The organism is Clostridium bowmanii, from assembly GCF_018861315.1.
In the GTDB taxonomy this organism is placed as follows: Bacteria; Bacillota; Clostridia; order Clostridiales; family Clostridiaceae; genus Clostridium_AD; species Clostridium_AD bowmanii.
This window is the reverse complement of the sequence record NZ_JAHLDL010000016.1, coordinates 44144-68177: the sequence shown is the minus strand read 5'-3', so window position 1 is coordinate 68177 and position 24034 is coordinate 44144. Positions and strand designations below refer to the sequence as shown.

Sequence of the window (24034 nt, the reverse complement as noted above, 5' to 3'; positions counted from 1 at the left end):
AGCGAGATGTTTAATTTTTCATAAAGTTGCATAGATTTATATATTAATTTGTAAAAATCAAATTAAGCAAATCCTAAAAAATCTAATGCCACTTGAGAATTTAATATAAAAACACAGTCACAACATTAAGTTGTGAAAAAAAATAAGAAGGGGGACATAAAAATTATGTTCAAAAAAACTAAAAATTCATTAGCAATGTCATTATCAGTAGCAATGCTTGCTACAATGGTAACAATACCACAAGTAGCTTCAGCAGCTACAGGTACACAAATATCAGGAAAAGATAGATATGAAACTGCTCTTAAAATTGTACAAAATGGTTGGGATAAATCAGAAAGTGCAGTTATAGCAAGAGGAGACGATTTAGCAGATGCTTTATCAGCAGCACCACTTGCATATGCAAAAGGAAAAGCACCTATTCTTTTAACAAAGACTAACGAAATTCCAGCTGGAGTTTTACAAGAACTTAAAGATTTAGGAGTTAAAAATGTTTACATCGTTGGAGGAGTTGGAGCTGTTTCAAAAACTGTTGCAGATCAATTAGCTGGACAGGGCTTAACTATAACACGTGTACAAGGTGATGATAGATATGAAACTTCACTCGCAGTAGCAAAAGAAGCATTCGGAACAGCACCAGCAGACGTAGTTATTGCAAATGGTTTAGCTTATGCAGATGCTCTTTCAGTTTCATCAATAGCAGCTTCAAAAGGAATGCCAATATTACTTGTTGATCATAGCAAATTATCAAAAGAACAAGCAACTTACATAGCAGGTAAATCTGTTTATGCAGTTGGTGGAGAAGGTGTTCTTAATGCAGATGTTGTTAGTGCAACAAAGGCTGTAAGATTAGGCGGAGCAGATAGATATGAAACAAATGCAACAATACTATCTAAATTTGATTTTGATTATACTAAACTTTATCTTGCAAAAGGTACACCAGCTAACTTAGTAGATTCTCTTGCAGGTTCAGCTCTTGCATCTAAAACTAACAGTCCTATAGTTTTGGTTGATGGAAGTAACAAACTTAATAAAAAATTAGCAACAGTAGTAACAGATAAAATAAAAGATAAAACTGCAATAGTTAGACTTGGTGGAACAGTTGCACAATCAACTGCAGATGCTGTTGAAGCATTGAAAACAGCAGTTAACGTTGGAGAATTGAAAGTTTCATCAGTAAGTGCTACTGATGCTAACACTATGAAAGTAACATTCAATAAAGCAGTGACAGATACAAGCAAGATTGTATCAACAGTTACTCAGGCAACTAGTCCTGTAGCTGTAACAGCTCTTTGGAATACTGCTAACACAGAAGTTACATTGACTAAGGCATCAAAATTCGTTGCAGGAAATTATTCAGTTAAAGTAATGAATGATACAACAGATTTAGGAACATCAACTGTAACTATAGCTGAACAAAAAGTATCTAAAATTGAAATAACTTCAACTAAATTAGGTGTTGTTAATAAGACTGTAAATAATGTTACAACTCAAACTGGATATGCAACTTATAGAATATTAGACCAATATGGAGTAGATATTACAAATTCAGCATTAGCTAATAATGTACAATTCCAAACTGGAGTAGGTACTGTTGATGCTAAAAAAGGATTGCTTACAATAACACCAGCTCTTAATTTAAATCTTATGACATTTACATCAGGAATAGTAGTAACAGCTAATGATACAAGCACAGGAGTTTCAACAAGTGCTACATTAACTGCAACTTCACAAATTGGTACATTAAGTGATATATCAATCACAAAATTAGTAAATGTTGATGGTAAAGTGTTGACTGCAGGAGATCCAACGACTGTATTCTATGCTGATTATGTAGCTACAGATATCAGTGGAAACCCTACAACAAACTACACTCTTATGGAGCAAGGTTTAATATTAACTGGAGATCATATGTTGACTACATCAAGCCCATATGTTTCAGCTCAACTTGTACAAAACCCTAAAGATTCATCAAAAGGATTAATAAAAGTAGTAACAAATAGTGAATCAATTACATTGGATATGCCAGTAGTAATTACAGCTATGACTTGGACAGGTAAGACTTCACAAATAAGTACTACATTAAAGAAACAAGCACAAGTAGATACATTTACATTACAAGCTCCAAGTGATTCTATAGCATCTGGTGAATCAAAGGTAATTCCATTTACAGCAGCAGATCAAAATGGAGTTGCAGTAACAAAATACAATGATTTAGTAGATTTTGTAACTCTTTCAGGAGCAAAATTTGTTAAAAACCTTGATGGATCCGCTTCAGTAAAAAATGATATAGTTTATAATACAGGAACTGTTTCAGTACCTGCAGTTATATCAGCATCCACAAAAACAGGTAAATTCAGCAGCATAACTATAAACATTCAAAAAGCTGTTAAAGCTGATACACTAACTTTAAGTGAAACTGAATTAAAGAGCACTCTTCAAGCCGGTCTTGGTAATGTTGCTGGTGCACTTCAAACAGCAGACTTTGATGGTGCATTCACTGTTAAAGATCAATATGGTAGAGACATTGATATGCTTACAGCTACAGGTACTGCTAGTCAATACCAAGTTAAAGCATACTCAAGTAATAATTCAGTAATTACAGCAATTGGTACTGCAACTTCAGAAGGTGCTGGAATTGATGTTCAAGCAATTGGAGTAGGTTCAGCAACAGTAAGATTTGATTTAGTAGATACTGCTAACAATAATACAGTTTTAGATTCTAAATCACAAACATTCTCAGTATTAAAAGATAGTGATATTAAAGATTATACAATTGATGCAGTAGCAAAACCTATATATGTTGTTAATGGTGTAAATACTCTTTCTGCAATGGGTGTAACTGCTCAAGAAGCTGCTTATAAAGCTAATCCAAAAGTTTATGGTACAACAGCAACTGGAGCAAAGGTAGTATTAAGAGGTACTCCAATAACAGGAGCAACTGTTTCTAATGACACAGACTTTACAGTATTCGAATCAACAACTAATGTTGGTTATAAAGCTGTAAAAGTAATTGCTAATGCTTTAGCAGATAAATCTAAAACAGAAGCAAGCACAACTTTATCAGTGAACATTTTAGGTGCTGATGGTGCTGTACACACAGTAACTACACCTATTACATCTTCAACTGTAAAACCAGCAGCTGTATCAATAGATATTTCTGTAGATTCTTCTGTACGTGGTATTACACAAGATGGTGATACTGTAACTTTAAAACCAGTAACTGGTAGTTATAGTGATTTGTTAGGAAGCACTTTAGCAGCATTCGTAAAAGAAACTGGAGCTAAAGGATCACAAAATGTTTACTTTGCACCTGTTGATCAATATGGAAAAGAAGCTCAGTCATTATCACAATTTATAACAGTTCCTACAGGAACTAATGTAACAGGAACATTTAAAGTTGATGCAAACGGAAATATAACTGGAACTGCAAATGCAGGTGACCATATCACAGTTTCTGGTACTACTAGTAATGGATATGTTAAGACAATGAAAATTGTTTTCGGTGGTACTCCAGCAGCAGAAACAGAAGCAGCTAAAATAGCAGCGGCTACAACTTCAGTTGATACAGCTGTAAATAGCAAAACAAATGCTACTAGAACAGCAGCACAAACATTAGTAACTGCATTAGCAGCTGGAACAGCTAAAGATGCTTTACAAGCTAAAATAACTGCAATAGTTACAGCAGAAGATACAGCAGCAGAAGCAGCTAAAGTAGAAGCAGCAACAGCAGCAGTAGTTAAAGCTGAAGGTAGCAAATTAGCAGTTGATAAAACAGCAGCACAAACTGCAGTTAATTTACTAGCAGTTGGAACAGTTAGAACAGGTTTACAAACTAGAGTAACTGCAATAGTTGTACCAGTAGGAGTAAATGAACTTAAAGGTACATTTAAGACTATGTTAGGAATGAATTATGTTACTATAGCTATAACAGCAGGAAAGACTCCTACTTCTGTAAAAGTAGACGCAGTAGAAGCATCAGCATCAAATTACAGTGTTGATGGAACAACATTAACAATACTTGAAGTTAGTGAAACAAATGTAATCAAAGTAACTATTGATTCAGTTGTTTACACAGTAGTAAAATAAATTAATGAAGTAATAATTTAAAAAGGGATGATAATCTCATCCCTTTTTAAAAAATACAACTAAACTAGGGGGAAATATAAATGGCAAATAAAAAAATATTTATGGGATTGTCTACAGTAGCTATAGCTGCAATAATGGCTGCTTCTGTTAGTTCATCTGTATATGCAGCAGACGGGGACTTGTATAAAGGTAATACAAATTTAGGTGGAATAGGTCATGTGCTACTTACTAGTAAATCAACTATTTTTGATATGATAACAAAACTTGATACTTATGGATATGAAGTAACTGGTAATATATATGATGCTGCAAAGGTAAATGCTATATTTGAGGCTAATCCTACTGCATCATTGGCAACAATACAGGCTTCTGTAAAAGCAGATCTTGAAATTGAGAGCCCTGTTCCAGTAGTAGTTGCAGAATTAAAAGTTTCTTCAGTAAGTGCGATTAACGCTACACAAGTTAATGTTGTGTTTAGTGCAGCACTTGATGCATCTGATGCTATAATTCATGGACAATATTCATTAAATGGAGTTGCTCCTACTGCTGCTGTTTTATCTGATGATAAAATGAGCGTTAAGTTAACTTTTGCAACTGCAGAAGCAACATCTAAAGTATTTACAATACAACCTATTAAAAGTGATGCTGATGCTAATGTATCATCAGAAATATACACTAAAGTATACACTTACAAAGATACAGTAAAACCTGTAATTGCTAGTGTAACATCTGTAACAGCTGGTACTACAGCAAATACTGTTATAATTAAAGCGAGTGAGCCTATTGCAGCTGGTTCTACTTTGAAAATAGACGGAGTTTCTACAGCAATCACATTTGTTGGTGATACTGCAACAATAACTGGATTATCATTAGACGCAACAAAAGCACATGTTGTTGAAGTACTAAATCTTACTGATTTAGCAGCAACTCCTAATGTTACAACTTATACAACAAATACATTTTCTGCAACAGTAGATGCGGTAAAACCTACTGCAACTATAGCAGCACAAGGAGACAAAAACATATTAGTTGCATTCTCGAAATCAATGAATCCTACTTCTGTAACTTCAGCTTTAACTAATGGAGTAGTTAAGGATGAGTCTCTAGGTTCAATTGGTAGTAGTACTGCTGTAGTGGTAGCTAATACTGACAATAAGCAATTCGTTATTGGTGTTACTGATACTTTATATGCAACTTTAACTTCAAGAACTTTAAATGTTATTTTACCAGCTACATTAGCAGATAGTTTAGGAAATACTATGGCAGTTACTTCAAAAACTGTTAGTTTATCTAAAGATACTGTAAAACCTGTAGCAACTGGTTTCTCTGTAGTTAAAGATGCTACTGGTAAGGTTACAGACCTAGTAGTAAACTTTAATGAAGGTTTAGCTGCTGCTTCTTCTACAGGAGATATTGCTAATCCAACAATAATTGATGCTGATGGTGTTCTTGTTTCAAGTTTTGTAGGTGGATTAACTTCTGATATAGTTGTTGCTGGCGATAAAAAAGTCACTTATTCTGTAACTACACCTGCTAAAGTGTACGGTTCATATGCTTTCTCATTTGCTAATGCTTTAGTATCTGACCAAGCAGAAACAGCAAATGATTCTATAGCATTTGCTTACAACAATGACTTTGGTGTTCCAGATGCAGGAACAGGTACTTTCGATTTAGTTAGTGCAGTTCAAACTACACCAACTTCTAATATCATTCTTGTTGATTTTGGAGTAGAAGTAAAAGGTGGAAATGTTGCTAATTCTGCAACTTCATTAAGTAGCTATACTTTAAATGGTAAAGCGCTACCAGCTGGAACTACTATTACACTAGATAGCACTAAAAAAATCGCAAGAATTACATTACCAGATGATGGAATGGCTACTGCTGATATAAATGCTATATTTACAGTATCAGGTGTTAAATCAGCAACTGATTTGAATGTAACTCCATATTTAGGAACTGTTATAGTTGTTGATAATACTGCTCCAGTATTACAATCAGCTAAGGTTCTTGATAATCAAAATATAATATTAACATATAGTGAAGATATGAAATCTATATCGGCAGCTAATGTTGGTGAAGAATTTGAAATTAAACAAGGTACAACAACATTTACATTACTTGACGCAGAGTTAAAAGCTACTAATTTATCAGGTGTTAATAATCAAATTAAATTAACTGTTGTTAAGACAACAGGAGCAATAGCTCCAGCTTCAGTTATATCACCAGTATTATCAAATGCAACTGGTTCAGCACTTGGAGCTACAACTGGAACTTATACAGGAGTAGTAAATAAAACTTTTAAAGTAAGAGTTGCAACAGTAAATGTAGCAACACCTAAAGTAGCAGCAACATGGGAAATAAGTACAGATAATGGTACTACATGGGCTGCTGCAGGAACAGATACATCACTTGGTGATGGTTTAACATTAGGTTCATTTAGTGCAGGATCAGCAGATTCAGTAGCAGGTGATACATTTACAATTGTAGCAAATGCAGCAACTACAACTACACCTGTATCGCTTGATTTAACTAAAGATATAACAATCAAAGCTCTTGTACCAGTATCAAATGTTGATATGAAAGATGCATCATCAACTAATAATGGACAAAAGGCTTCAGCTTCAGCTATGGCTGTTGTAAAATAGTAACAAGCTACTCTGTAGGCAATGATTTCTAGAAATCATTCTAAAAAGGTAAAGCTAAAGGGACAGTTTGTTTAAGACAGTTAAGCAATAAAAAATGAGAGGAGAGCGGTTGTGAAGCGTTCCTCTCATTTTTATAATGCATATCCACTTCATTTCATAACAATCACATCAGTTACAATTCAAGTCAGATCATATCACTGACTACTCCACAAACCATGTTGTGGAAATTATATAGAATCAAAGAACTAAATATACAGTATAAGTCATCATATCTTTTGGTATGGTGGCTTTTATTTTCATCTAAAATTAGTATACAATATAACTAAAAACTGGTGATGAACCTATCATAAACTTACAAAGAATAATAAAATGAGAAAATAGGAGAGAGACATTTTAGAAGATGTTCTTCTCTTTTTTAGTTCACTGCAAAACTTTACAGAAATTCACTGCAAAATAATTGTCCTAAGTACCACCTAAAGACCTTTTCATATACACCAACACTTCTTCATACTTCCAGTAGAACTATTTTCAAGGCATAATCATAATTCTTCAGTGAATCCGCATCAAATCATTATTAAAACCTATATTATACCTTTGAATAATAAAGTAAGAAATTCAGAGGAGGATTTATCATGAAAACAAATATCAATGGAATCATTAGCAAGTTCATTTCTAAAGAGGTAGAAGCCATCTATAGCAGATATAATAGCATACCAGAGGTTGAGATAAATACCATAAGAAACTTCATAGATAAGGTAGAGGAAAATGATGTAGCATTTGACCCATATCTAAGTTACAGTGCAACAAAAGCAGTTGCTGAAGTATGTACACAAATAGAGGATATAGACTTTTTAAAATTCTATGTAGTTTTAAGGAGTGATTTAAGGTTAGATGTAGAAATAGATGATGCTCAAGAATCATACATATATCTAAAAGAGCAAGGCTATTGCAAAGTTCAAGGGAATTTCTTATATACCGATAATGATATAATGAAAGAATTGGCTAAAGATGAATTAGATACAAAGTTACAAGATGCTTATCAATTAGCTATTATGTTTAGTATTGAAGTAATAGCTGACATGTGGATATTTGCTACATCTAAGGAAGAAGCATCAGAGCAATATCTAAAGAATAATAACTGGTGGAGTGTATTAGAATGCGAAGAACCAGAAGAAGGATACACTGATTCAAATGGTAAAACAATCTACTACTGCTACAAGAGTGAGGTTTAATATGATTAAGATAGCTCACAAAGCAGAAGCAGAAATTCTAAAAAATCTACCACCAGAAGTAATAGCAAAAGCATTAGAAATTGCAACAATACTTGATGATAGCTACGGAAAAGATAGAGGAGAAGAAGAGTTAGGCGGTTACATTCTAATAGCAGAAGTTAAAGATGACATTGTGTCTATAAATAAACTAATAGACTTAGACTATACACTGCCAGAATATGTTGATTCAATAAGTTGTTCCAATGGTAAAAACTACACTAATGCTCTAATGCTTCTAAGTAGTGATTTCAGTATTAGTTTAATAGTACCATATGGTCTTGTTCCTGAAAAATTACTGATTCATTTGGAGGAATAGGTATGATTGATAATAATATTGAAAAAGTATCTCTAAAATTAGCGGCTGGTTTCGATGTAGCACTTGTTGAAGATGGATTATTTCCTGCTACTGTTTCAAGCTACACAGGTGACATTAGAGCCTTTCTCGAATGGCTAGAATCTAAGGGGAACATTTTCACAGGCAAATTAACCAGATTTCATGTTACAGCCTACAAAAAATATTTGGTTGAAAATAACTATGAGATAAATACCATAAATAAGAAAATCAATAGCCTGCAATCTTTTAACCAATTTCTAATCAATAAAAAATATATAACAGAAAAGGTAGTTGATCTCAGAAGAGATAAAATGAAATTAGCTGCAGGCAGTGAAAAAGAAGTAGAAGTATTTACAGATGTTGAAGTTGAAAAGTTACTATTCTTTATTAATTCAGAGGAAGTAACATCAAGGGATAGATTAATTATTCTACTTTTACTCTATACTGGTGTAAGAGTATCAGAACTAGTAAATATAAAACTAAAGGATATAGATCTTTTAGCTATGAACTTAACTATTTCCTGGGGGAAAGGTGGAAAGAGAAGAGAGATTCCTCTTAAGGGAGAAGGCATAGAGGCGATAAAGGAATACCTAGAGGGAGAAAGAAGAAGCAATAAGTTTGCAGAAAGTGAATTTCTAATTCTAACAAACAGGGCAGCAAGGATGGATAGAGATGCTGTCAATAAACTCCTAAACAAGCTAGGAATGAGTCTAGGACTAAAAATATACCCTCATTTGTTCAGGCATACCTTCTGTACAAATCTCATTCGCAAGAAGGTGGAGCTGACGACAGTCGCAAAACTCGCAGGACATGCTTCCATTCAGACTACGGCAAACTTTTATATTAATACAAGCCAAAAGGACAAAAAGGAGGCAGTAGACCTTCTCTAATTAGTGTATATAATATCGAATCCCTTACATCAATAAAAGATGTAGGGGATTTTTCATGCTATTTGTATCTAGTACTATAACTAGGGGTGTATCAAGATAAATGGCTTAAATTGAAAGATAATATTATATTATAAATTTAGTACATTCATATTAAATGGAACACACAGGAGCATAAAAAGGAGGAATTATATATGTTAATAAAATGGGCAATAGGTGGTGCTGTAGTAGGTGCTATAGCGGCAGTAATGACAGGAACAAGTATTGGTTCAGGAATAATCTTTGGTGGAATAGTAGGTGTAGTATTTAGAAAATGGATAGCAAGGAATCTATGGATGTAGGAAATAATAAAGAACATGAAAGACATTGAAAATATATAGGCACCAGTTCTCTAAAATATGCCAGGATAGGTTAAAAATATGTTACTATGTAATAAGTCTAAGAAACATTATAAAATAAGAGTAGGGGGCATAAACCAATGATAGTTAAATCAATAAATGAGAAACTTTTAGTAAATGAATATTCAGTAAAAGTCTTAGTTGACATGCCAGTCAAACGAGTATTTTCGAATTCAATGGATGCAGAAATGTTTAAAAATATAGGGGAGTTGTTAGAAACAAAATTAATAGATATGGCAGGTACAAGTTTTGATGAAATGGTTAAAATTGAAATTACAGACTTGAGAACAGGTAACACAAATATCTGTGATTATGCCTTAATATCTAATGATGAAATTAAAGAAGATATAGTTGTATATGCGGTAGTAAACAATGAGGGCATTAATATTATAGCTGTAAATAGTGCAATAGAAAAGTTTACTAGTTCCTTTATGGGATTGAAAGATATAATTTTATAAAAAATTCCTAGGAGGCACCTAATCTCAAATAAATGAGGTTAGGTGCTATTTTTGTGCCCAAAATTAAGAAGAGAGGAATGAGAATAATGATAAAAAGCTTATTAACAAGAATGGACATAGAATATCTTGAAAGAAGAACGAAGAAAGCCATAGGGGAATTTGGTATAGATAATCTAATGGAGTATACAGTAGATTCAGTTGTAGGGTGTGATTTAGGGGATATCTACAAGACAGTAATAGAAGAAGTACTCATTGAGGATACATACGTAGCAGCCACAGAAATAAGCGATGGTAAGTATGAAGTAACCATTGAATTTGAAAATAAGGACATATGCTATATTAGTAGCTATGCGTGGGATACAGTAGAAATAATAGTAGAGAATCTAATAGAAAATGTAATAATTCCACATATTAAAAGGGGGAGAACATCATGTCTAAATCAATATATTGCATAGGGAAAAAGGAAGGAAACCAAATGGTATTGAAAGTTTGTGAAAATGTAACGGAGGATAAAAAAACACCTGCTAAAAGAGTAAGTATTATATCCATCAAAATGGTAAGGGAAGGCAGTATTCTCTACGGTGGAAGAAAAATAACATCGCCATCGGATGCAGCAGACTTCGGTAGAAGATTCCTAGAAGAATGTGATAGGGAAGAATTGTGGGTGTGCTGCTTAGATACAAAGAATCAACCCATTGCAATAAATAAGGTATCAGTGGGCAGTATTAATAGTTCCATTGTTCACTGTCGTGAGGTTTTTAAGCCAATAATACTCAGTAACTCAAATTCTTTTATACTTTATCATAACCATCCTTCATCAGGAGACCCTACACCATCTGCTGAAGATATAAGTATAACCCATAGGCTAAAGGAAGCAGGAAAGCTAATTTGTATAGAACTCATCGATCATATTATTATAGGCAGTGAAACCAAATTTTGTAGCCTAAAAGAAAAAGGAATATTGTAGGAAAGGGAGATGCTTAAGATGTTTGATAAAAGTAATAGATATATGACTAGAGGAGTAGAAGCTGATATACCATTAGAATTGCAATTGTTCATGTGGAGTAACATAGATAAATTGAAGGAACAAGGAGAAATTCTTGATTATCTTCAAGTTTTTGAATTAACAGAAAAAAGAGCTAATGATATATTCTACCAAAACATTGAACATAGACAGGAGGTACCAGAATACAAAAAGACATATAAATTACTCTCTAAAGAAACTGTAAATGCAAAGGTATTTGTAATAGATGATGGGGATAATCACTCAACCATGATGATTGCTAGTGAATATTAAATGATGGGGGAATAACAATGAAAAAGGATTTAGTGAAAGGTACTATGTTTAAAATAGATGAAAAAAAGAGACTTGGAACAATGAGAGTTGATTGGAACGATGGGAGAATTTGCAATCAATGGAATCCAACAAACTTGTTGATGGAGCTAAGAGCAGACTCTATAATTGACCTAGGGAAGCTACAGAAGGAGCTGAACTATCTCCAATTTGACCTTCTTCCAAGCTTTAAACGGGTAGAAAAATACTGCGGAGGTACTGGATACGATAGCGAGACCTTATTCACAATTTCATTAGAAGCAGCAGACTATGCAATTAAGTTGATAGCAGTTAAAGATGCATACAGCTACATATACACATATCAAAAATAAAGAGTTGTAATAACAAACTTGATTCCAAAATCTCACTAATCAGTGGATACTATAAAATCTAAATTCTTAATATTATAAAAAGGAAATGTATTAGCAAAATGACAATTTGCCTCCAAGCATCATGAAACTTATAGGAAAAATAGTGCCCAAAAAGTGGGCACTATTACATATAAATGTGACCCCAAAATTGGGCTATATTCATTAAAAAAACTACTTAAAGGATTTGATATCTGTATGAAACATACTTAGAAGTGTTCTATCAATTCTGTTTCCCATATAAAAGATCCTAGGGTTGAGATAATAATTAACACTGCGCTTATTCTTTGAAGAGACAATTATATCTTTACTAACTAGGGATGCTATATGTTTCACTACTGCATTCTGACCTAATCCTAGAATAGCTTCTAAGTCTTTTTTAATAATAGGAGTACCATCATGGTTTGAAATAAGATTATTTTCGTAGTCGATATAAGATGAAAGCATGTATATAATACCCATCTCAGCAATAGTAAGACCATATTCTTTTTTTACCTCCTCAATGCAAGAAGTATAGCTCTTAATAAAGTATTTATCTGGATTCCATGGTGGGTTATCAGCACTTTTAACTGATATAGATATACCAGGTACAATGATGCCCTCAGACTCCATTATTTTTTTCTCCCTTAAAGCAGCATTAGCGAGCCTTTGATGTACTAAAATAGCATTTCTAGTCATATCCATACCTATTTGTGTCTTAGTTTTCTTAGTCATTAATAACACCATCCTTCGTTGCAGAAAAATAAACAGCTATAAGTTCATTTAGAAAGGATGATACATTAGCAATACTATTTTCCTCCTTTAAAATCTTAATATCTTGAATATTTTGGGGAGTAAAGTAACAAGCCATTCGAATATGATTAGATTTGTATCTATCATTGATGTTTTTCTTAGGACGACCTCTTCTATCTGTGATATAACCTAGGTCAAATAACTTATCAGCTAGAATTTTCTTTTTTCTGACCTGTAAGTCTAAAGTCCTAGTTAAGTGAAATAATTCTGGCTCAGATAAAGCAGATGTACTCTTTTTCTTTAGTGATTTAATTAAAGCCTTGCACTCATCTAGCTGAACTAATAGGTACTTGATCTTGTTTTGTCCTAACTTCTCAGTAGTTTCAGAGAAGCTTAGTGCACACATTGATTGTCTAATTTCATTATCCATAATATATAAAACCTCCATAAAATTTTGATTAATATAATGTTATGGGGAAACCTAAAATATTTTGAAATAAAATCTAGGCAGCGCATAGAAGGGTAGAAAAACATCAAATATAAGGGATACCAAAATACAAGAGGGTCATCCAAAACTACAAGCCAAATATAGTAGAGAGTAGTGAAATAAAAATATAAAATATATAAGAGCAAATACTACATAAATAATAAATAATAGTTAGTATTAAGTAGTACTGACGGGGTTATTAGTCCATTTTGCAAGTGAATCATGATAGAAATGCTTCCAAAAACAGAATCAAGGGAAAGGGGACTCTTCGTGACAAATCCATACAAATCAACAACTCTCACAGTCCCAGTTGCAGTCCCAGTTCCCAAAGCAAAAGGAAAATAGGCACAGCAAAAGCATTGGAGTGGAAAAGCAAAGGGCAGAACACATGAATGGGCAGACCAATCGAAAAAAAAGAAAGTGGAAAAAGAATCAACAAAATGTACACATCAGGTCTAGCGAAAGTTTTGTGGAAAAATCGCAACTCAAACCAGGAGCAAGGAAAGGCATAGCCGCTTGCAAATCAAGGAACCCACGGCAACAGTCCCGAAAAAAATAAAAAGAAACGAACTAGATTGAATGACTAAAGGAATCAACAGGGGTAAGGTAGAAAAATATCAGTGATTCATCAGCAAAAGTGTGTTGTAATAAAAGGGTATAAATATAAGGTTACTTACAAATAGGTGTGCTAATCTACTAATCATGTGATATAGTTATAAATATATAATTTAGATGAAATGGGGCAGAAATGAATGGAAGCAAATGATATTTTTTCTAGTAAAGCAAGTGGTAAAGAAGGCTATATTTCTTTGAAACAGTTAGCAAAGGAAATATACCCAATAGATTATTATGATGAAGACTACGCATATAAAAAAATACTGAAAAATTTTGGTGAACTGTGCACGATGCTAGGTATTGATAAGAGCGAATTTAAAGCAAAACGAAATTATGATATCCCTCTAAGTAAAAAGACAAACTGGAGTCTTATGCTTAATCATTTTAAGATGTTTGATAATAAAAGTACTGAAGAAACAAAAGAGTTTCTCACAAAGCTCTATTCTAAGAAAGCAGAAATAAATAGACTTATGTTTGGTGAAAATGTAGAAGAACTCAATGTTGAAGATTTAGCTTCAATACAAGGAATGTTCTATAATACTAAAGATGTAACTTACATAATGGAACAACAGCTCTTGGAGGAGATAAACAGAAATTTTAATAGTATACGTTCAACATCACCAGAAGATAGAATAGTACTCTATTGCGAATTTTATCATGAAGCGGTGATGAAAAAAGTTAAACAGATGAATGAATTCGTTAAGAAAATGAGTGATGAAGAATGGAGTAAAAAAACAGGAAATGAAAAATAAAAGTTAACTAAAGAGCAGAAGAGATTCTGCTCTTTAACTTTGCCTATAAATAGAACATGTGTTTGCGTATAAAAATAGCACTTTCATCAATAACTGATACGTATTAGATTGTATTGAAATTTAGTATACTCTAGTTATTCAAGAAAAAGGAGTGTGTTATTAATGGCAAAAAGAGTAATAATCGGTGACGAGGGTCAGAACATGTGTTTGCGTATACAAATAGCGATTTTATCAATAACTGATACGTATTAGATTGTATAGAAATTTAGTATACTCTAGTTATTAAGAAGAAGGAGCGTGTTATTAATGGCAAAGAAAAAGATAATCAATAACGAACAATTAGAGGTAGAGCAAGAGGCAATGCTTGAAGAGAGTGAAATGGAAATTGACTCAGATGTTGAATCAGAAGAAGAGTTGGACGATGGAGAGTATGATTCTCAGGAAACTGAAGAAGACGAATACAATCTGGAAGATCAAGAGGAGATGGAAGAGGAAGAGTTAGAGTTGGATGAGGAAGATCTAGAGTTGGAAGAAGAAGATTTAGAGTTAGATAATGACAATCAAGAAGATGATGAAGATGAGTTCGAAGAAGGAGAAACATCAGAGAGTGAAGGCGATATTGCGGAACCAATTGCTAAAGAATTGGGAATAAAAGAACCTGAGAATCAAAATGAAACAGTAGAGGAGCAAGATACAGAAGTAGAAAAAAAAGAACTGGAAGAGTTTGATGGTAGCGAATTTGAAGAAGAAGAAGCTGAGACATACGGCAGAGATATCACAGAACCTGGTGTTTTGACAGTAGTAAATTCAAAAAAATGTAAAAGGCTTGAGATTGCTAAATGCGTAATGAAAGAAATAGGAAACCCAAAAGCTGTAAGAATACAGCTTAGTGCTGATAAGATTGCGATCTCAGCAACATTACCCAATAGTGAAAATGCGTTTAAAATATGTAGAAATAAACCAAAGAAGAAGGTTACATCTGAAGTTGTATTAAAAGGAATTATATACAAAGGAATTATATACAAAGTAGATTTAATAAAAGCAATAACTAAAAAGTTTGACTTGGATTTTACAGATAGAGTGTGTATTACCTTCCATGAAGTTGAGTACAAAATGAGCGGTGATAAAGTTGTTGCAATAATAACTATGAAATAGTAAAAACATGGGGGATGCTGGTGTAGATTGCATCTCCCAAACTAAATAAGGTTGATAATAGGGGGAGTTAAGCATGTCATTTCAAGAAATGAAGGAGTTAACATATAAGGGCAATAGCAATAAAAGTAAAAATAGTAATAGTGTTATTACCAAGAAAGTAATCAAAAGCCGTCATCAGGATGTAGTGCTATATGGTGATAAAGTGTGCACATGGCATATGGACAAAAATAGTGGAAATGTTGTATATACGGAAGTATCAAACTATTCCACAGTAAAAGAGATAAATGAAAATATTGATACTGAGGAGATGAGAGCTGTGTTAACTGTTGATGATGGATATGATACAAAAGATATCAGCGTAGAATTAGGTGAGATTGCATCTAAAAATAAGATAATGAATCTGTTGGATAAGGGATTAGATGTTAACGAAATAAATGCAAAGGCACTAATAAAGCATCTAAGGAATGAAAGAGAATTTGCTCCTAAAACATATAGCTACTCTAATTTGGGTTTTAGATACTACAATGATAAGTTGTACTACAATCATTACAAAACGCTAGCAGCTAAAAAAGCAGATGACTTTGAATCCACCTATGAGGGGGAACTGCTAATAAAGCCTAAGGGTAGTGGTAAAGTGTGGATGGATATGGTGAAAAGCAGTGTAATAGGAAATGTTGAATTGGAACTAGCTTTAGTAATAGGATTTTCAGCTGCACTAGTAGGATACTTAGGCAATGATCTAGGGATGGAAAGTCCATTAATTCACATATATAGTGATAGCAGTAAAGGGAAAACTACTGCTGCAATGCTTGCAATATCGGCATTTGGTTCACCCAACCAAACAGAAAAAGGGCTGTTCATGACATGGAATGCTACAGGAAATGCTATGCATGAAAGCATGGGTGGAAATATAGGTGTACCAATACTATTCGATGAATCAAGTATGTGTACCATTAAAGATTTGACAAGTATAATCTACTCATTAACATCAGGTAAGAACAAACTTAGGTTGAGTAAAAACTGTAAGATTAAAGACCCGAAAGTATGGAGGACTACCATTATCTCAACAGGTGAAAATTCATTAACGAGTAAAAGCAGTGAGTACACAGGCATTAGGGCAAGACTATTTGAATTTGGGAACATAACATGGACAAAAGATGCAGCTCATTCTGATTTAATAAAAAGAACAGTAATAGCAAACTATGGTCATTACGGAAGTATATTTGCAAGATATCTAATGCGATGTGGAAAAGATAAAGTAAGGAAAGTGTATGATACATGTGCAGAACGTCTAAAGAAAGATATACCAGAGAGTCAGCTTAAGGACAGAATAGCAGGTAAATTCGCTCTAATAACTGCAACAGCTGAAATAATGAAGAAGCTAATGGGAATGGATCTAAATATAAGTGGAATAGAAAAAATGCTCATTGATAATGAAATTGAATTAGCTGATGATAAAGACATTGCAACTAAGGCATTAGGTATTCTAATGGAAAAGATAGCTCAAAATAAATCAAAATTCGGTGTACATTACGAATATAACAAAACACTATCTACACCATCATATGATAAAGAAACTTGGGGAGTCATTGAGCGTAAGGGATTTAATAAAAACGGTCCAATGCAAATAGTGGTAATTGCAAGTGTATTAGAGAAAATACTGACAGAGAATGGTTTTAACGAGCCAAAAGTTGTAATAAAAAAATGGAAAGAAAAGGGGCTGCTAGATTGTGAAACAGGTAAAACATATAGAAAGAGGCACATAAATAGTATCCCAGACACAAAATGCTATGTAATTAAAATTAACCAAGAGAGTGTAGCTAAGATGATAGAAGAAGAAGTAAGTCCAGTAGAACTAGATGATATAGATAAAATGGGCGACATGTAGCAATTAAGTTGCAAAAGGTACGAGAAAGGGATGCTCGTTGCCAAGCAACGAGCAACGGAAGGGCTTGCAGCATACAACTAAAAAAATCCACAATGGTAGAGGCAGTGTCCAAACAAAAGGAGGGAGCTGGATTCTGAGCAGATTTCCAGGAAAGACGATAGCCAAACAAGGAGCAAGAGAAGGAATGTAGCCACGCATCAAAAGTAATCAGAGGCACCATCTCAATAAACAAAGCAGCAAAAGTGGATGCAGGTCAGGGAATGGCGGCATAAAGAAAAGAGAAAATTCGAATACAGCAGCAGAATCAAAAGGCAGGAAAAAGGTAAAGAAAGCTTTTCTCAACGGTTTTTCCTAGGAAATCCTCAGCAAACAAGGAACGGGAGAAGGAATGCAGCCACTCAACAAAAGGAATCGGAGGCACCATCTCCACAAACAAAACAGCAAAAGTGGATACAAAAGAAGAAAGAACAAAAGGGAATAACATAAACTGTATCATCAAATAGGTACTTAGTAACATAAATCATGTTGTAGCGGTAAGGCTCATTAACGATATAAGTAACATGTAACAAGTAGCGTTAAGTGCAAATCGTTTCTAGCAAATAACTCGTAGGTATATAGGTAGTAGTTTTTAAATAATAGGGCATTAGGGAATAGCTGCTTAGAAGTTAGTAAAATCAGCGATTAACGAGTCCCTAATACAATCTCAATTCCCTACTTAGCATAGGGAAACAGTAAACAACATACCCAATAATGACAAATAGTTACAAATGAATTTTGAGTTATATATTATAGAAATGATATAGATAAAGAAAGGAAGAGATACTATGATAACTTTAAAGTCAACAATTGCTGAGTATAAGGAAAATCTAATATATACAGAGAAAAGTGGTGAAACCGTAAAAGGGTACATGAAAGAATTAAATAAGTTCCAGAGATACCAACAGGCAAGGTTTAATTTCCCTCCATATCTCAATGATATAAAGCTAAACAATTTAGAGGAGTACTTGAAGTCCCAGCAAATTAATGGATTAGCAGCATCGAGCAGAAGTATAAGCCTTAATATACTAAGAGCTTTCTATAAATACTGCTATAAGAAGGAATTAGTAGATAGAAATATTACATTAAGCATTGATACAATTAAGTTCAAGAGAAAAGAAAGAACATATCTTGTAGATGATGAAGTTAACACCTTAGTAGATGAAATATATGTTGAAATAATAGCAATAGCTGTAAATACAATGTACAACACAGGCATGAGAGTATCAGAATGTACAAACTTAAAATTGAAAGAGGTGGATCTTGAAAAGGGAGTAATACATGTTATAGCTGGGAAAGGTAATAAAGATAGAGATATTCCTATTAATGACAAACTAAATGAAATCCTAACAGATTATCTTAAGAATAAAAGACCAAAGGTAAGTAGTGAAAATTTCTTTGCTACAAAGAAATCAGGTAAGCTATCTTCACAATATATTAATTCAGAGATAAACAAGGCAGTTAAAAGGCTAGGGTGGGAGAAATCTGTGTCTTGTCACTCACTTCGTCATAGCTTCGCATCTCGCCTGGTGTTAAAAAATGTAAATATAGTTAAAATACAGAAACTATTGGGACATGCAGACGTTAGAGTAACATCAGTCTATATGCATACTAATAATAATGAGCTAAGAGCAGCAGTAAACGAAATATAAAAAGAAGGGGTGTAATAGTAATGGGGGAAGCATTAATAAAACCTATATATGATGATAAAATAACTAGGATCTTAAGAGGCTTAGCTGAGGGTAAGAGAAGGGAGGAAATATCATTAGAACTTGGTTATAAGGACTACAAGGGCTTAGACATGTACATGAGAAGAAAGAATTGGAAATGGAATGGCAAAATTCACAACTATGAAGTTGAAGTTCCTAAACTAGCCTTTGAGGATAGGTTAAACAAAGTAAAAATAGCTGGTACTAGAGTAGGAAAAGTAATAGCACTATTTGATAGTGGGTTAGAAGATATGCTAGAAGTAGCTAATAAGGCTGAATTTAGGACTCATGTTGAGATGGCAGAATATATGAAAAGGAATAACTGTTCATGGGATAGCGAAAAAGGTAATTATATAATGAAAACTGGAAAAGTGGAAGATAATGAGCCAACGAAAGATATACCTAAAGAACCAATTGAGCAGCAATTGGAGGAGTTGAATGTATTGGGTGTAGTAGGTGGAATAGACATTAACCAATACCTACCGCTGCTAAAGATGCTACAGAGTAATAATGATAGGGAAATGGAAAACTTTAACCCAGAGAAGCAGGCACAATGTATACCAACATATTTACTTCCAGGAATAACAACTGTATTATCTGCATCAATGATGAGTAGTTTAAAAATGTTACTTAAAGAATTTTCTAGTGAAAAGCATGTAACACAAAGGCAAGTATTAGAGGTAGCGTTAATAGAATTCTTTAATAAGTATGGGTATAGCCATAGGGCAAGTGCAATGCTAAATGCTTAATATATCAGTATGAACAGCAGTGATTAAGGTCGCTGCTATTTTTTATGAGTCATGATCTAAAGGCTGAAATTGTAGTAGGACTATCTAAGGAGGCATTGAAGGAAAAAGTGCAATGTAATCCAAATAGAAAAGACAGAATATTTTATGTTTAATAGGCAAAAATCATGGTATAATACTATTATAGATATTATAGAAATTAAAGAGGTGAATATGAATGTCATTAGCAGATAAGATATATGAGGAAGTACAAAAATTATCAGAAGCTAAACAAGCGGAAATAATTGATTTTATAGAATTTGTTAAATCAAAGGAAAAGAAAGAACATTTAAAGATTGCAGAAGATTTTATTAATGATAATATAGAAGCACTAAAGGAGCTTGCAAAATGATAAAGCTTGAAATTAATGAAGTGCTAGAAATTCATGAAATGCTTATAAATGCGTCTGGTGGCAGCCATGGAATAAGAGATATTGAATTATTGAAAAGTGCGTTGGAGAATGCATTTCAAACTTTCGATGGGTGTGAATTATATGATGATGATATAACAAAAATATCATCTATAGCATATTCAGTAATAAATAATCATTCAATGATAGATGGTAATAAAAGATTAGGAATTACTTTGATGGGAGTTTTGTGCAAGTTGAGTAATATTAAATTAAAATATAATCAAAGCGAATTAGTTGAATTGGGATTAAAAATTGCACAAAAAGAATATTTAAAAGAGAATATTGAGGATTGGATTCGAAGACATTTGTAATATTGGAAAAAGTATTTTGAGATATCATAGAAAAATAACTCTATGTGCTAAATGCATTAGTAATGATTGATAAATAACAGCGATTAAGGTTGCTGTTATTTTTTTTCGCTAAATGTTACAAGAATACTATAGAATAACTATATAAAAATTAATATTAGAAACCTAATTATTAGTGAAACTAATAATATTCTAATAATATTTGAACAATAGTGAAAATTACTAACATTGGGAAGCATTGATATGACCAGGTTTCAGGTATACAAATATTGGAACATTTTTGGTTGGCTTAGTGCGATTAACGCTACAGAAGTAAAAGTTGTATTTAATTCTTCAGTAGATGCTACAACTGCTCAAAATGAAACAAATTATGGCATTACTCCAGTAGCAGGATCACCTCTTACAATTGATGCTGCTGAGCTTAATGCAGATGGTAAAACAGTTATTTTAACACTAAACAATAGTACTGCTTTAACTTCAACAGCAACAAACTATGTTGTTACAGCAAATACTAATATATTAGATGCTAATGGTAAGGCACTAGCTAAAGCATATGAAGGATTGGTATCTTTAGTTGATGCTGTTAGACCTACTATTGCAACACCAGAATTAAAAGATGCTAGTACAGTTAAACTTACATTTAGCGAAAAAGTAAACTTAGCTAATGGAACTGCAGCTCTTGCAGCTATTAAAGTATATAATGACAAAGATGTATTAACAACATTAACAAATGCTGAATACATTGTTTCATTAGATAAAAAATCAGTAACAATAAATGTAGGATCATTAACTAAAGCAAAGACATATAAGATAGTAACTACAAGCTTAGTAGATTTTGCAGGAAATTTAGTAACACCAAATCCAACAGTACAGTCATTTACACTAGCAGCAGATGCTGTTGCACCAACAGTAGTTGCAATGACTCCTATAAATCTTTCACAGATGAAAGTTGAGTTCTCAGAGGCTCTAAAGGATTCTACTAGTGGACCAGCACTTGGTAAATACTTTAAAGTTAAAATCGATGGTGGATTAGCAGCTTATGTAGTTACAGCTAATGTTACTACCCTTGATAATAAAACATTTATAGTTAACATGAAAGCTCTTAATACTAATACTGATTTAACAGTTGGATTACACACAATAACAGTTTCAGATTTCCAAGATGTGACTGGAAATCCAACTACACCAGCTGATTCAACTAAGACTTCAATGTTAACTTTCGCAGCAACTAATCCATCATTAACAAGCACAGTAGGTCAATTAAAAAATATTGGTGGAACAAATTATGTAGTATTCCCTGTTGATAAAGCTGTAACTATTACAGCAGGTAGCACATTAACATTGAACTATATAGATGCTGATGGAGTTGAACAGTCAGATGTTACTGTAACTGATGTAACGAATGCAAACTTAAAAGCTTTAGATTTAAATAATGATACAGTTACAGATGCAATTGGAATTAATGCAGATGATGTTGATGGAAATGCAGCAGGTCTTCAAGCTTTACTACCTGGAACTTACACAGCTAAAATAGGAAGTATTGTAGCTGATACTGCTGCTACACCAAATTCATTAAAGGATACAAATGTATCTTTTGAGATTAAAGCAACTACAGCAGAAACTACTGTAACTACTGTAAATCCTAACACAGTAGATCCTAATGTTATAGTAGTTGATTTTGATAATAGTTTGGATAGAGTTACAGCATTAAATGTAAATAACTATAAGGTAGATGGAAAAGTTATAGCAAGTAAGGCTGTATTTACAGGCGATGATACACATGTAAAATTAACATTATTGCCAGCTATAATCCAATATAATGGCGCATACCAAATACAAATAAGTGGAATTAAAGATATAGATGGTAATGCTGTAAAGGTATTTGATCAAGCAGTTGCTGGATTACTTGAAAATGTTACACCAATAGCAGCAGCAGAAGTAACAGCTCCAAATCAAATAACAGTAAAATTTAATGAAAGCACATATGGTGGAGCCGCTGAAACATTTAATGCAACTGATGACTTAGAAGTAAAAGTTAATGGAACTGTAGTAACGGTTGGCGCACCATCAATAGTAACTCAAGGAAAAACATTTACAGTAGCTCCAGTAACAGGAAACTTTATAGTTAAGGATACTGATGTTGTAACTATAACTATAAAGAAAGGTACTACAGAAGTTGTAGATGCTAATGGTAATTCAGCAGTTGGTCAAACAATAACTGCTACAATAATAAAATAACTGAAGTCAAACTCAACTAATTCTCAAATATTTTCAGAGGTAACTCGAGAGGTATCAAAATAAAGAATTTGAACTTGAGTGGAATTAAACAATAATAATGTGGGAAGGGCAGTTGTGGATCTGTCCTTCTCTATTTTTAAAATACAAATCCACAATATTTCAAAACAATCACATCAGATACATCAATTACAACTAAAGCCAGAGCCTATCACTGACTACTCCACAAACCATGTTGTGGAAATTATATAGAAATCAAATAACTAAATATACAGTAGAAGTCATCATATCTTTTGGTATGGTGGCTTTTATTTTCATCTAAAATTAGTATACAATATAACTAAAAACTGGTGATGAACCTATCATAAACTTACAAAGAATAATGAAATTAGAAAATAGGAGAGGAACATTTTAGAAGATGTTCTTCTCTTTTTTAGTTCACTGCAAAACTTCATAGAAATTCACTGCAAAAGAATTCACCTATCCATCATCAAATCTACTTTCCATACCTATCAACACCTTCTGACCCCTTGCATGTCTCATTCTTCAAGGCATAATCATAATTAAGCAGTGAAACATGCAATAAGCCTAAGATGGAGTAAAATCTGTCTTAGGCTTTTTTGTTGTATCCGTATCTGTTGAAAAATCAAATAGTTAATATAACCTTGATATAAGAGTAATAGAATTCAAGGGAGGAATAAATGATGATTAAGATAGCTCACAAATCAGAAGCAGAAACTCTAAAAGACCTACCAGTAGAAGTAATGGCAAAAGCATTAGAAATTGCAACAATACTTGATGATAGCTACGGAAAAGATAGAGGAGAAAAGGACTTAGGCGGTTACATTCTAATAGCAGAAGATAAAGAAGATATTGTGTCTATAAATAAACTAATAGACTTTGGCTATACATTGCCAGAATATGTTGATTCTATAAGTTGCTCTAATGGTAAAAACTATACTAATGCACTAATGCTTCTAAGTTCGGACTTTAGTATTAGCTTAATGGTACCGTACGGTCTTGTTCCTGAAAAATTACTGATTCTTTATGGAATATAGTGTACTTAATTAGATAGTATTTATAGTAATTCATAGTACATTTTTATATAAATATATAACTATAACTACTATATAAATAGTT

At 33.0% G+C, this 24034-nt stretch carries 23 protein-coding genes; 21 read left to right on the top strand and 2 right to left on the bottom strand.

Annotated elements, in window-relative coordinates; genetic code table 11:
* The first annotated feature begins 165 nt into the window (after positions 1 to 165).
* The 11 genes from KPL51_RS12335 (at position 166) to KPL51_RS12285 (ending at position 11744) form a co-directional block, all read left to right on the top strand.
* Complete coding sequence (locus KPL51_RS12335; RefSeq protein WP_216161757.1) at positions 166 to 4086, top strand: cell wall-binding repeat-containing protein; 3921 nt, start codon at positions 166 to 168, stop codon at positions 4084 to 4086.
* Positions 4087 to 4166: 80 nt separating this feature from the next.
* On the top strand, positions 4167 to 6731 hold the full coding sequence (locus KPL51_RS12330; protein WP_216161754.1) for a hypothetical protein: 2565 nt from the start codon (positions 4167 to 4169) through the stop codon (positions 6729 to 6731).
* A gap of 632 nt (positions 6732 to 7363) precedes the next feature.
* A complete protein-coding gene (locus tag KPL51_RS12325; protein ID WP_216161751.1) occupies positions 7364 to 7963 on the top strand; it encodes a hypothetical protein in 600 nt (199 codons plus the stop codon).
* Position 7964: 1 nt separating this feature from the next.
* On the top strand, positions 7965 to 8318 hold the full coding sequence (locus tag KPL51_RS12320; RefSeq protein WP_216161748.1) for a hypothetical protein: 354 nt from the start codon (positions 7965 to 7967) through the stop codon (positions 8316 to 8318).
* A 2-nt stretch (positions 8319 to 8320) separates the two neighbouring features.
* Positions 8321 to 9226 (top strand): tyrosine-type recombinase/integrase, encoded by a 906-nt coding sequence (locus KPL51_RS12315; protein ID WP_216161745.1) that lies wholly within the window; start codon positions 8321 to 8323, stop codon positions 9224 to 9226.
* A 191-nt stretch (positions 9227 to 9417) separates the two neighbouring features.
* Positions 9418 to 9564 carry a hypothetical protein gene (locus tag KPL51_RS12310; RefSeq protein WP_216161741.1) on the top strand — a complete coding sequence of 49 codons (147 nt, stop codon included), beginning with the start codon at positions 9418 to 9420 and terminating at the stop codon, positions 9562 to 9564.
* A gap of 137 nt (positions 9565 to 9701) precedes the next feature.
* Complete coding sequence (locus tag KPL51_RS12305; RefSeq protein WP_216161738.1) at positions 9702 to 10079, top strand: hypothetical protein; 378 nt, start codon at positions 9702 to 9704, stop codon at positions 10077 to 10079.
* An 86-nt stretch (positions 10080 to 10165) separates the two neighbouring features.
* Complete coding sequence (locus KPL51_RS12300) at positions 10166 to 10534, top strand: hypothetical protein (protein WP_216161735.1); 369 nt, start codon at positions 10166 to 10168, stop codon at positions 10532 to 10534.
* Positions 10510 to 11046, top strand: coding sequence for a JAB domain-containing protein (locus tag KPL51_RS12295; RefSeq protein WP_312888613.1), 537 nt, complete (start codon positions 10510 to 10512; stop codon positions 11044 to 11046). The genes KPL51_RS12300 and KPL51_RS12295 overlap by 25 nt, the downstream gene beginning before the upstream one ends.
* Before the next feature lie 18 nt (positions 11047 to 11064).
* On the top strand, positions 11065 to 11376 hold the full coding sequence (locus KPL51_RS12290; RefSeq protein WP_216161731.1) for a DUF960 domain-containing protein: 312 nt from the start codon (positions 11065 to 11067) through the stop codon (positions 11374 to 11376).
* 17 nt (positions 11377 to 11393) lie between these two features.
* A complete protein-coding gene (locus tag KPL51_RS12285; RefSeq protein WP_224853502.1) occupies positions 11394 to 11744 on the top strand; it encodes a hypothetical protein in 351 nt (116 codons plus the stop codon).
* Positions 11745 to 11954: 210 nt separating this feature from the next.
* On the opposite strand, the gene KPL51_RS12280 is transcribed toward KPL51_RS12285, so the two are convergent.
* Both KPL51_RS12280 and KPL51_RS12275 read right to left on the bottom strand, forming a co-directional pair.
* On the bottom strand, positions 11955 to 12494 hold the full coding sequence (locus KPL51_RS12280; protein WP_216161728.1) for a hypothetical protein: 540 nt from the start codon (positions 12492 to 12494) through the stop codon (positions 11955 to 11957).
* On the bottom strand, positions 12487 to 12942 hold the full coding sequence (locus KPL51_RS12275; protein ID WP_216161724.1) for a hypothetical protein: 456 nt from the start codon (positions 12940 to 12942) through the stop codon (positions 12487 to 12489). The genes KPL51_RS12280 and KPL51_RS12275 overlap by 8 nt, the downstream gene beginning before the upstream one ends.
* An 809-nt stretch (positions 12943 to 13751) precedes the next feature.
* Here KPL51_RS12275 and KPL51_RS12270 point away from each other — a divergent pair.
* From KPL51_RS12270 to KPL51_RS12225, 10 genes are all read left to right on the top strand, one after another.
* Positions 13752 to 14366, top strand: coding sequence for a hypothetical protein (locus tag KPL51_RS12270; protein WP_216161721.1), 615 nt, complete (start codon positions 13752 to 13754; stop codon positions 14364 to 14366).
* A gap of 306 nt (positions 14367 to 14672) precedes the next feature.
* The gene (locus KPL51_RS12265) at positions 14673 to 15521 is read left to right on the top strand and encodes a hypothetical protein (protein WP_216161718.1); all 849 of its coding nucleotides are present in this window, start codon (positions 14673 to 14675) and stop codon (positions 15519 to 15521) included.
* A 73-nt stretch (positions 15522 to 15594) separates the two neighbouring features.
* Positions 15595 to 17409 carry a DUF927 domain-containing protein gene (locus tag KPL51_RS12260; protein WP_216161716.1) on the top strand — a complete coding sequence of 605 codons (1815 nt, stop codon included), beginning with the start codon at positions 15595 to 15597 and terminating at the stop codon, positions 17407 to 17409.
* A gap of 246 nt (positions 17410 to 17655) precedes the next feature.
* Positions 17656 to 17895, top strand: coding sequence for a hypothetical protein (locus tag KPL51_RS12255; protein ID WP_216161713.1), 240 nt, complete (start codon positions 17656 to 17658; stop codon positions 17893 to 17895).
* A gap of 338 nt (positions 17896 to 18233) precedes the next feature.
* Positions 18234 to 19097 carry a tyrosine-type recombinase/integrase gene (locus tag KPL51_RS12250; protein WP_216161710.1) on the top strand — a complete coding sequence of 288 codons (864 nt, stop codon included), beginning with the start codon at positions 18234 to 18236 and terminating at the stop codon, positions 19095 to 19097.
* Positions 19098 to 19117: 20 nt separating this feature from the next.
* Positions 19118 to 19903, top strand: a complete 786-nt coding sequence (locus tag KPL51_RS12245) for a hypothetical protein (protein ID WP_216161707.1) — start codon at positions 19118 to 19120, stop codon at positions 19901 to 19903.
* A gap of 214 nt (positions 19904 to 20117) precedes the next feature.
* Positions 20118 to 20291 (top strand): hypothetical protein, encoded by a 174-nt coding sequence (locus tag KPL51_RS12240; protein ID WP_216161704.1) that lies wholly within the window; start codon positions 20118 to 20120, stop codon positions 20289 to 20291.
* Positions 20288 to 20662 carry a type II toxin-antitoxin system death-on-curing family toxin gene (locus KPL51_RS12235; RefSeq protein ID WP_216161701.1) on the top strand — a complete coding sequence of 125 codons (375 nt, stop codon included), beginning with the start codon at positions 20288 to 20290 and terminating at the stop codon, positions 20660 to 20662. Before KPL51_RS12240 ends, KPL51_RS12235 begins: the two co-directional genes overlap by 4 nt.
* Positions 20663 to 20902: 240 nt before the next feature.
* Positions 20903 to 22897, top strand: a complete 1995-nt coding sequence (locus KPL51_RS12230; RefSeq protein WP_216161699.1) for a hypothetical protein — start codon at positions 20903 to 20905, stop codon at positions 22895 to 22897.
* A 698-nt stretch (positions 22898 to 23595) separates the two neighbouring features.
* Positions 23596 to 23952, top strand: coding sequence for a hypothetical protein (locus tag KPL51_RS12225; protein ID WP_216161695.1), 357 nt, complete (start codon positions 23596 to 23598; stop codon positions 23950 to 23952).
* Positions 23953 to 24034 lie beyond the last annotated feature (82 nt).

What these genes read in the sequence shown, in the direction of transcription:
- KPL51_RS12290 (WP_216161731.1), top strand. Translation starts at nt 11,065, where the DNA reads ATGTTTGATAAAAGTAATAGATATATGACTAGAGGAGTAGAAGCTGAT.
- KPL51_RS12270 (WP_216161721.1), top strand. Translation starts at nt 13,752, where the DNA reads ATGGAAGCAAATGATATTTTTTCTAGTAAAGCAAGTGGTAAAGAAGGC.
- KPL51_RS12235 (WP_216161701.1), top strand. Translation starts at nt 20,288, where the DNA reads ATGATAAAGCTTGAAATTAATGAAGTGCTAGAAATTCATGAAATGCTT.
- KPL51_RS12280 (WP_216161728.1), bottom strand. Translation starts at nt 12,494, where the DNA reads ATGACTAAGAAAACTAAGACACAAATAGGTATGGATATGACTAGAAAT.
- KPL51_RS12285 (WP_224853502.1), top strand. Translation starts at nt 11,394, where the DNA reads ATGAAAAAGGATTTAGTGAAAGGTACTATGTTTAAAATAGATGAAAAA.
- KPL51_RS12245 (WP_216161707.1), top strand. Translation starts at nt 19,118, where the DNA reads ATGGGGGAAGCATTAATAAAACCTATATATGATGATAAAATAACTAGG.
- KPL51_RS12255 (WP_216161713.1), top strand. Translation starts at nt 17,656, where the DNA reads ATGCAGGTCAGGGAATGGCGGCATAAAGAAAAGAGAAAATTCGAATAC.
- KPL51_RS12250 (WP_216161710.1), top strand. Translation starts at nt 18,234, where the DNA reads ATGATAACTTTAAAGTCAACAATTGCTGAGTATAAGGAAAATCTAATA.
- KPL51_RS12320 (WP_216161748.1), top strand. Translation starts at nt 7,965, where the DNA reads ATGATTAAGATAGCTCACAAAGCAGAAGCAGAAATTCTAAAAAATCTA.
- KPL51_RS12230 (WP_216161699.1), top strand. Translation starts at nt 20,903, where the DNA reads ATGACCAGGTTTCAGGTATACAAATATTGGAACATTTTTGGTTGGCTT.
- KPL51_RS12300 (WP_216161735.1), top strand. Translation starts at nt 10,166, where the DNA reads ATGATAAAAAGCTTATTAACAAGAATGGACATAGAATATCTTGAAAGA.
- KPL51_RS12265 (WP_216161718.1), top strand. Translation starts at nt 14,673, where the DNA reads ATGGCAAAGAAAAAGATAATCAATAACGAACAATTAGAGGTAGAGCAA.
- KPL51_RS12240 (WP_216161704.1), top strand. Translation starts at nt 20,118, where the DNA reads ATGTCATTAGCAGATAAGATATATGAGGAAGTACAAAAATTATCAGAA.
- KPL51_RS12225 (WP_216161695.1), top strand. Translation starts at nt 23,596, where the DNA reads ATGATGATTAAGATAGCTCACAAATCAGAAGCAGAAACTCTAAAAGAC.
- KPL51_RS12335 (WP_216161757.1), top strand. Translation starts at nt 166, where the DNA reads ATGTTCAAAAAAACTAAAAATTCATTAGCAATGTCATTATCAGTAGCA.
- KPL51_RS12315 (WP_216161745.1), top strand. Translation starts at nt 8,321, where the DNA reads ATGATTGATAATAATATTGAAAAAGTATCTCTAAAATTAGCGGCTGGT.
- KPL51_RS12260 (WP_216161716.1), top strand. Translation starts at nt 15,595, where the DNA reads ATGTCATTTCAAGAAATGAAGGAGTTAACATATAAGGGCAATAGCAAT.
- KPL51_RS12295 (WP_312888613.1), top strand. Translation starts at nt 10,510, where the DNA reads ATGTCTAAATCAATATATTGCATAGGGAAAAAGGAAGGAAACCAAATG.
- KPL51_RS12275 (WP_216161724.1), bottom strand. Translation starts at nt 12,942, where the DNA reads ATGGATAATGAAATTAGACAATCAATGTGTGCACTAAGCTTCTCTGAA.
- KPL51_RS12305 (WP_216161738.1), top strand. Translation starts at nt 9,702, where the DNA reads ATGATAGTTAAATCAATAAATGAGAAACTTTTAGTAAATGAATATTCA.
- KPL51_RS12330 (WP_216161754.1), top strand. Translation starts at nt 4,167, where the DNA reads ATGGCAAATAAAAAAATATTTATGGGATTGTCTACAGTAGCTATAGCT.
- KPL51_RS12325 (WP_216161751.1), top strand. Translation starts at nt 7,364, where the DNA reads ATGAAAACAAATATCAATGGAATCATTAGCAAGTTCATTTCTAAAGAG.
- KPL51_RS12310 (WP_216161741.1), top strand. Translation starts at nt 9,418, where the DNA reads ATGTTAATAAAATGGGCAATAGGTGGTGCTGTAGTAGGTGCTATAGCG.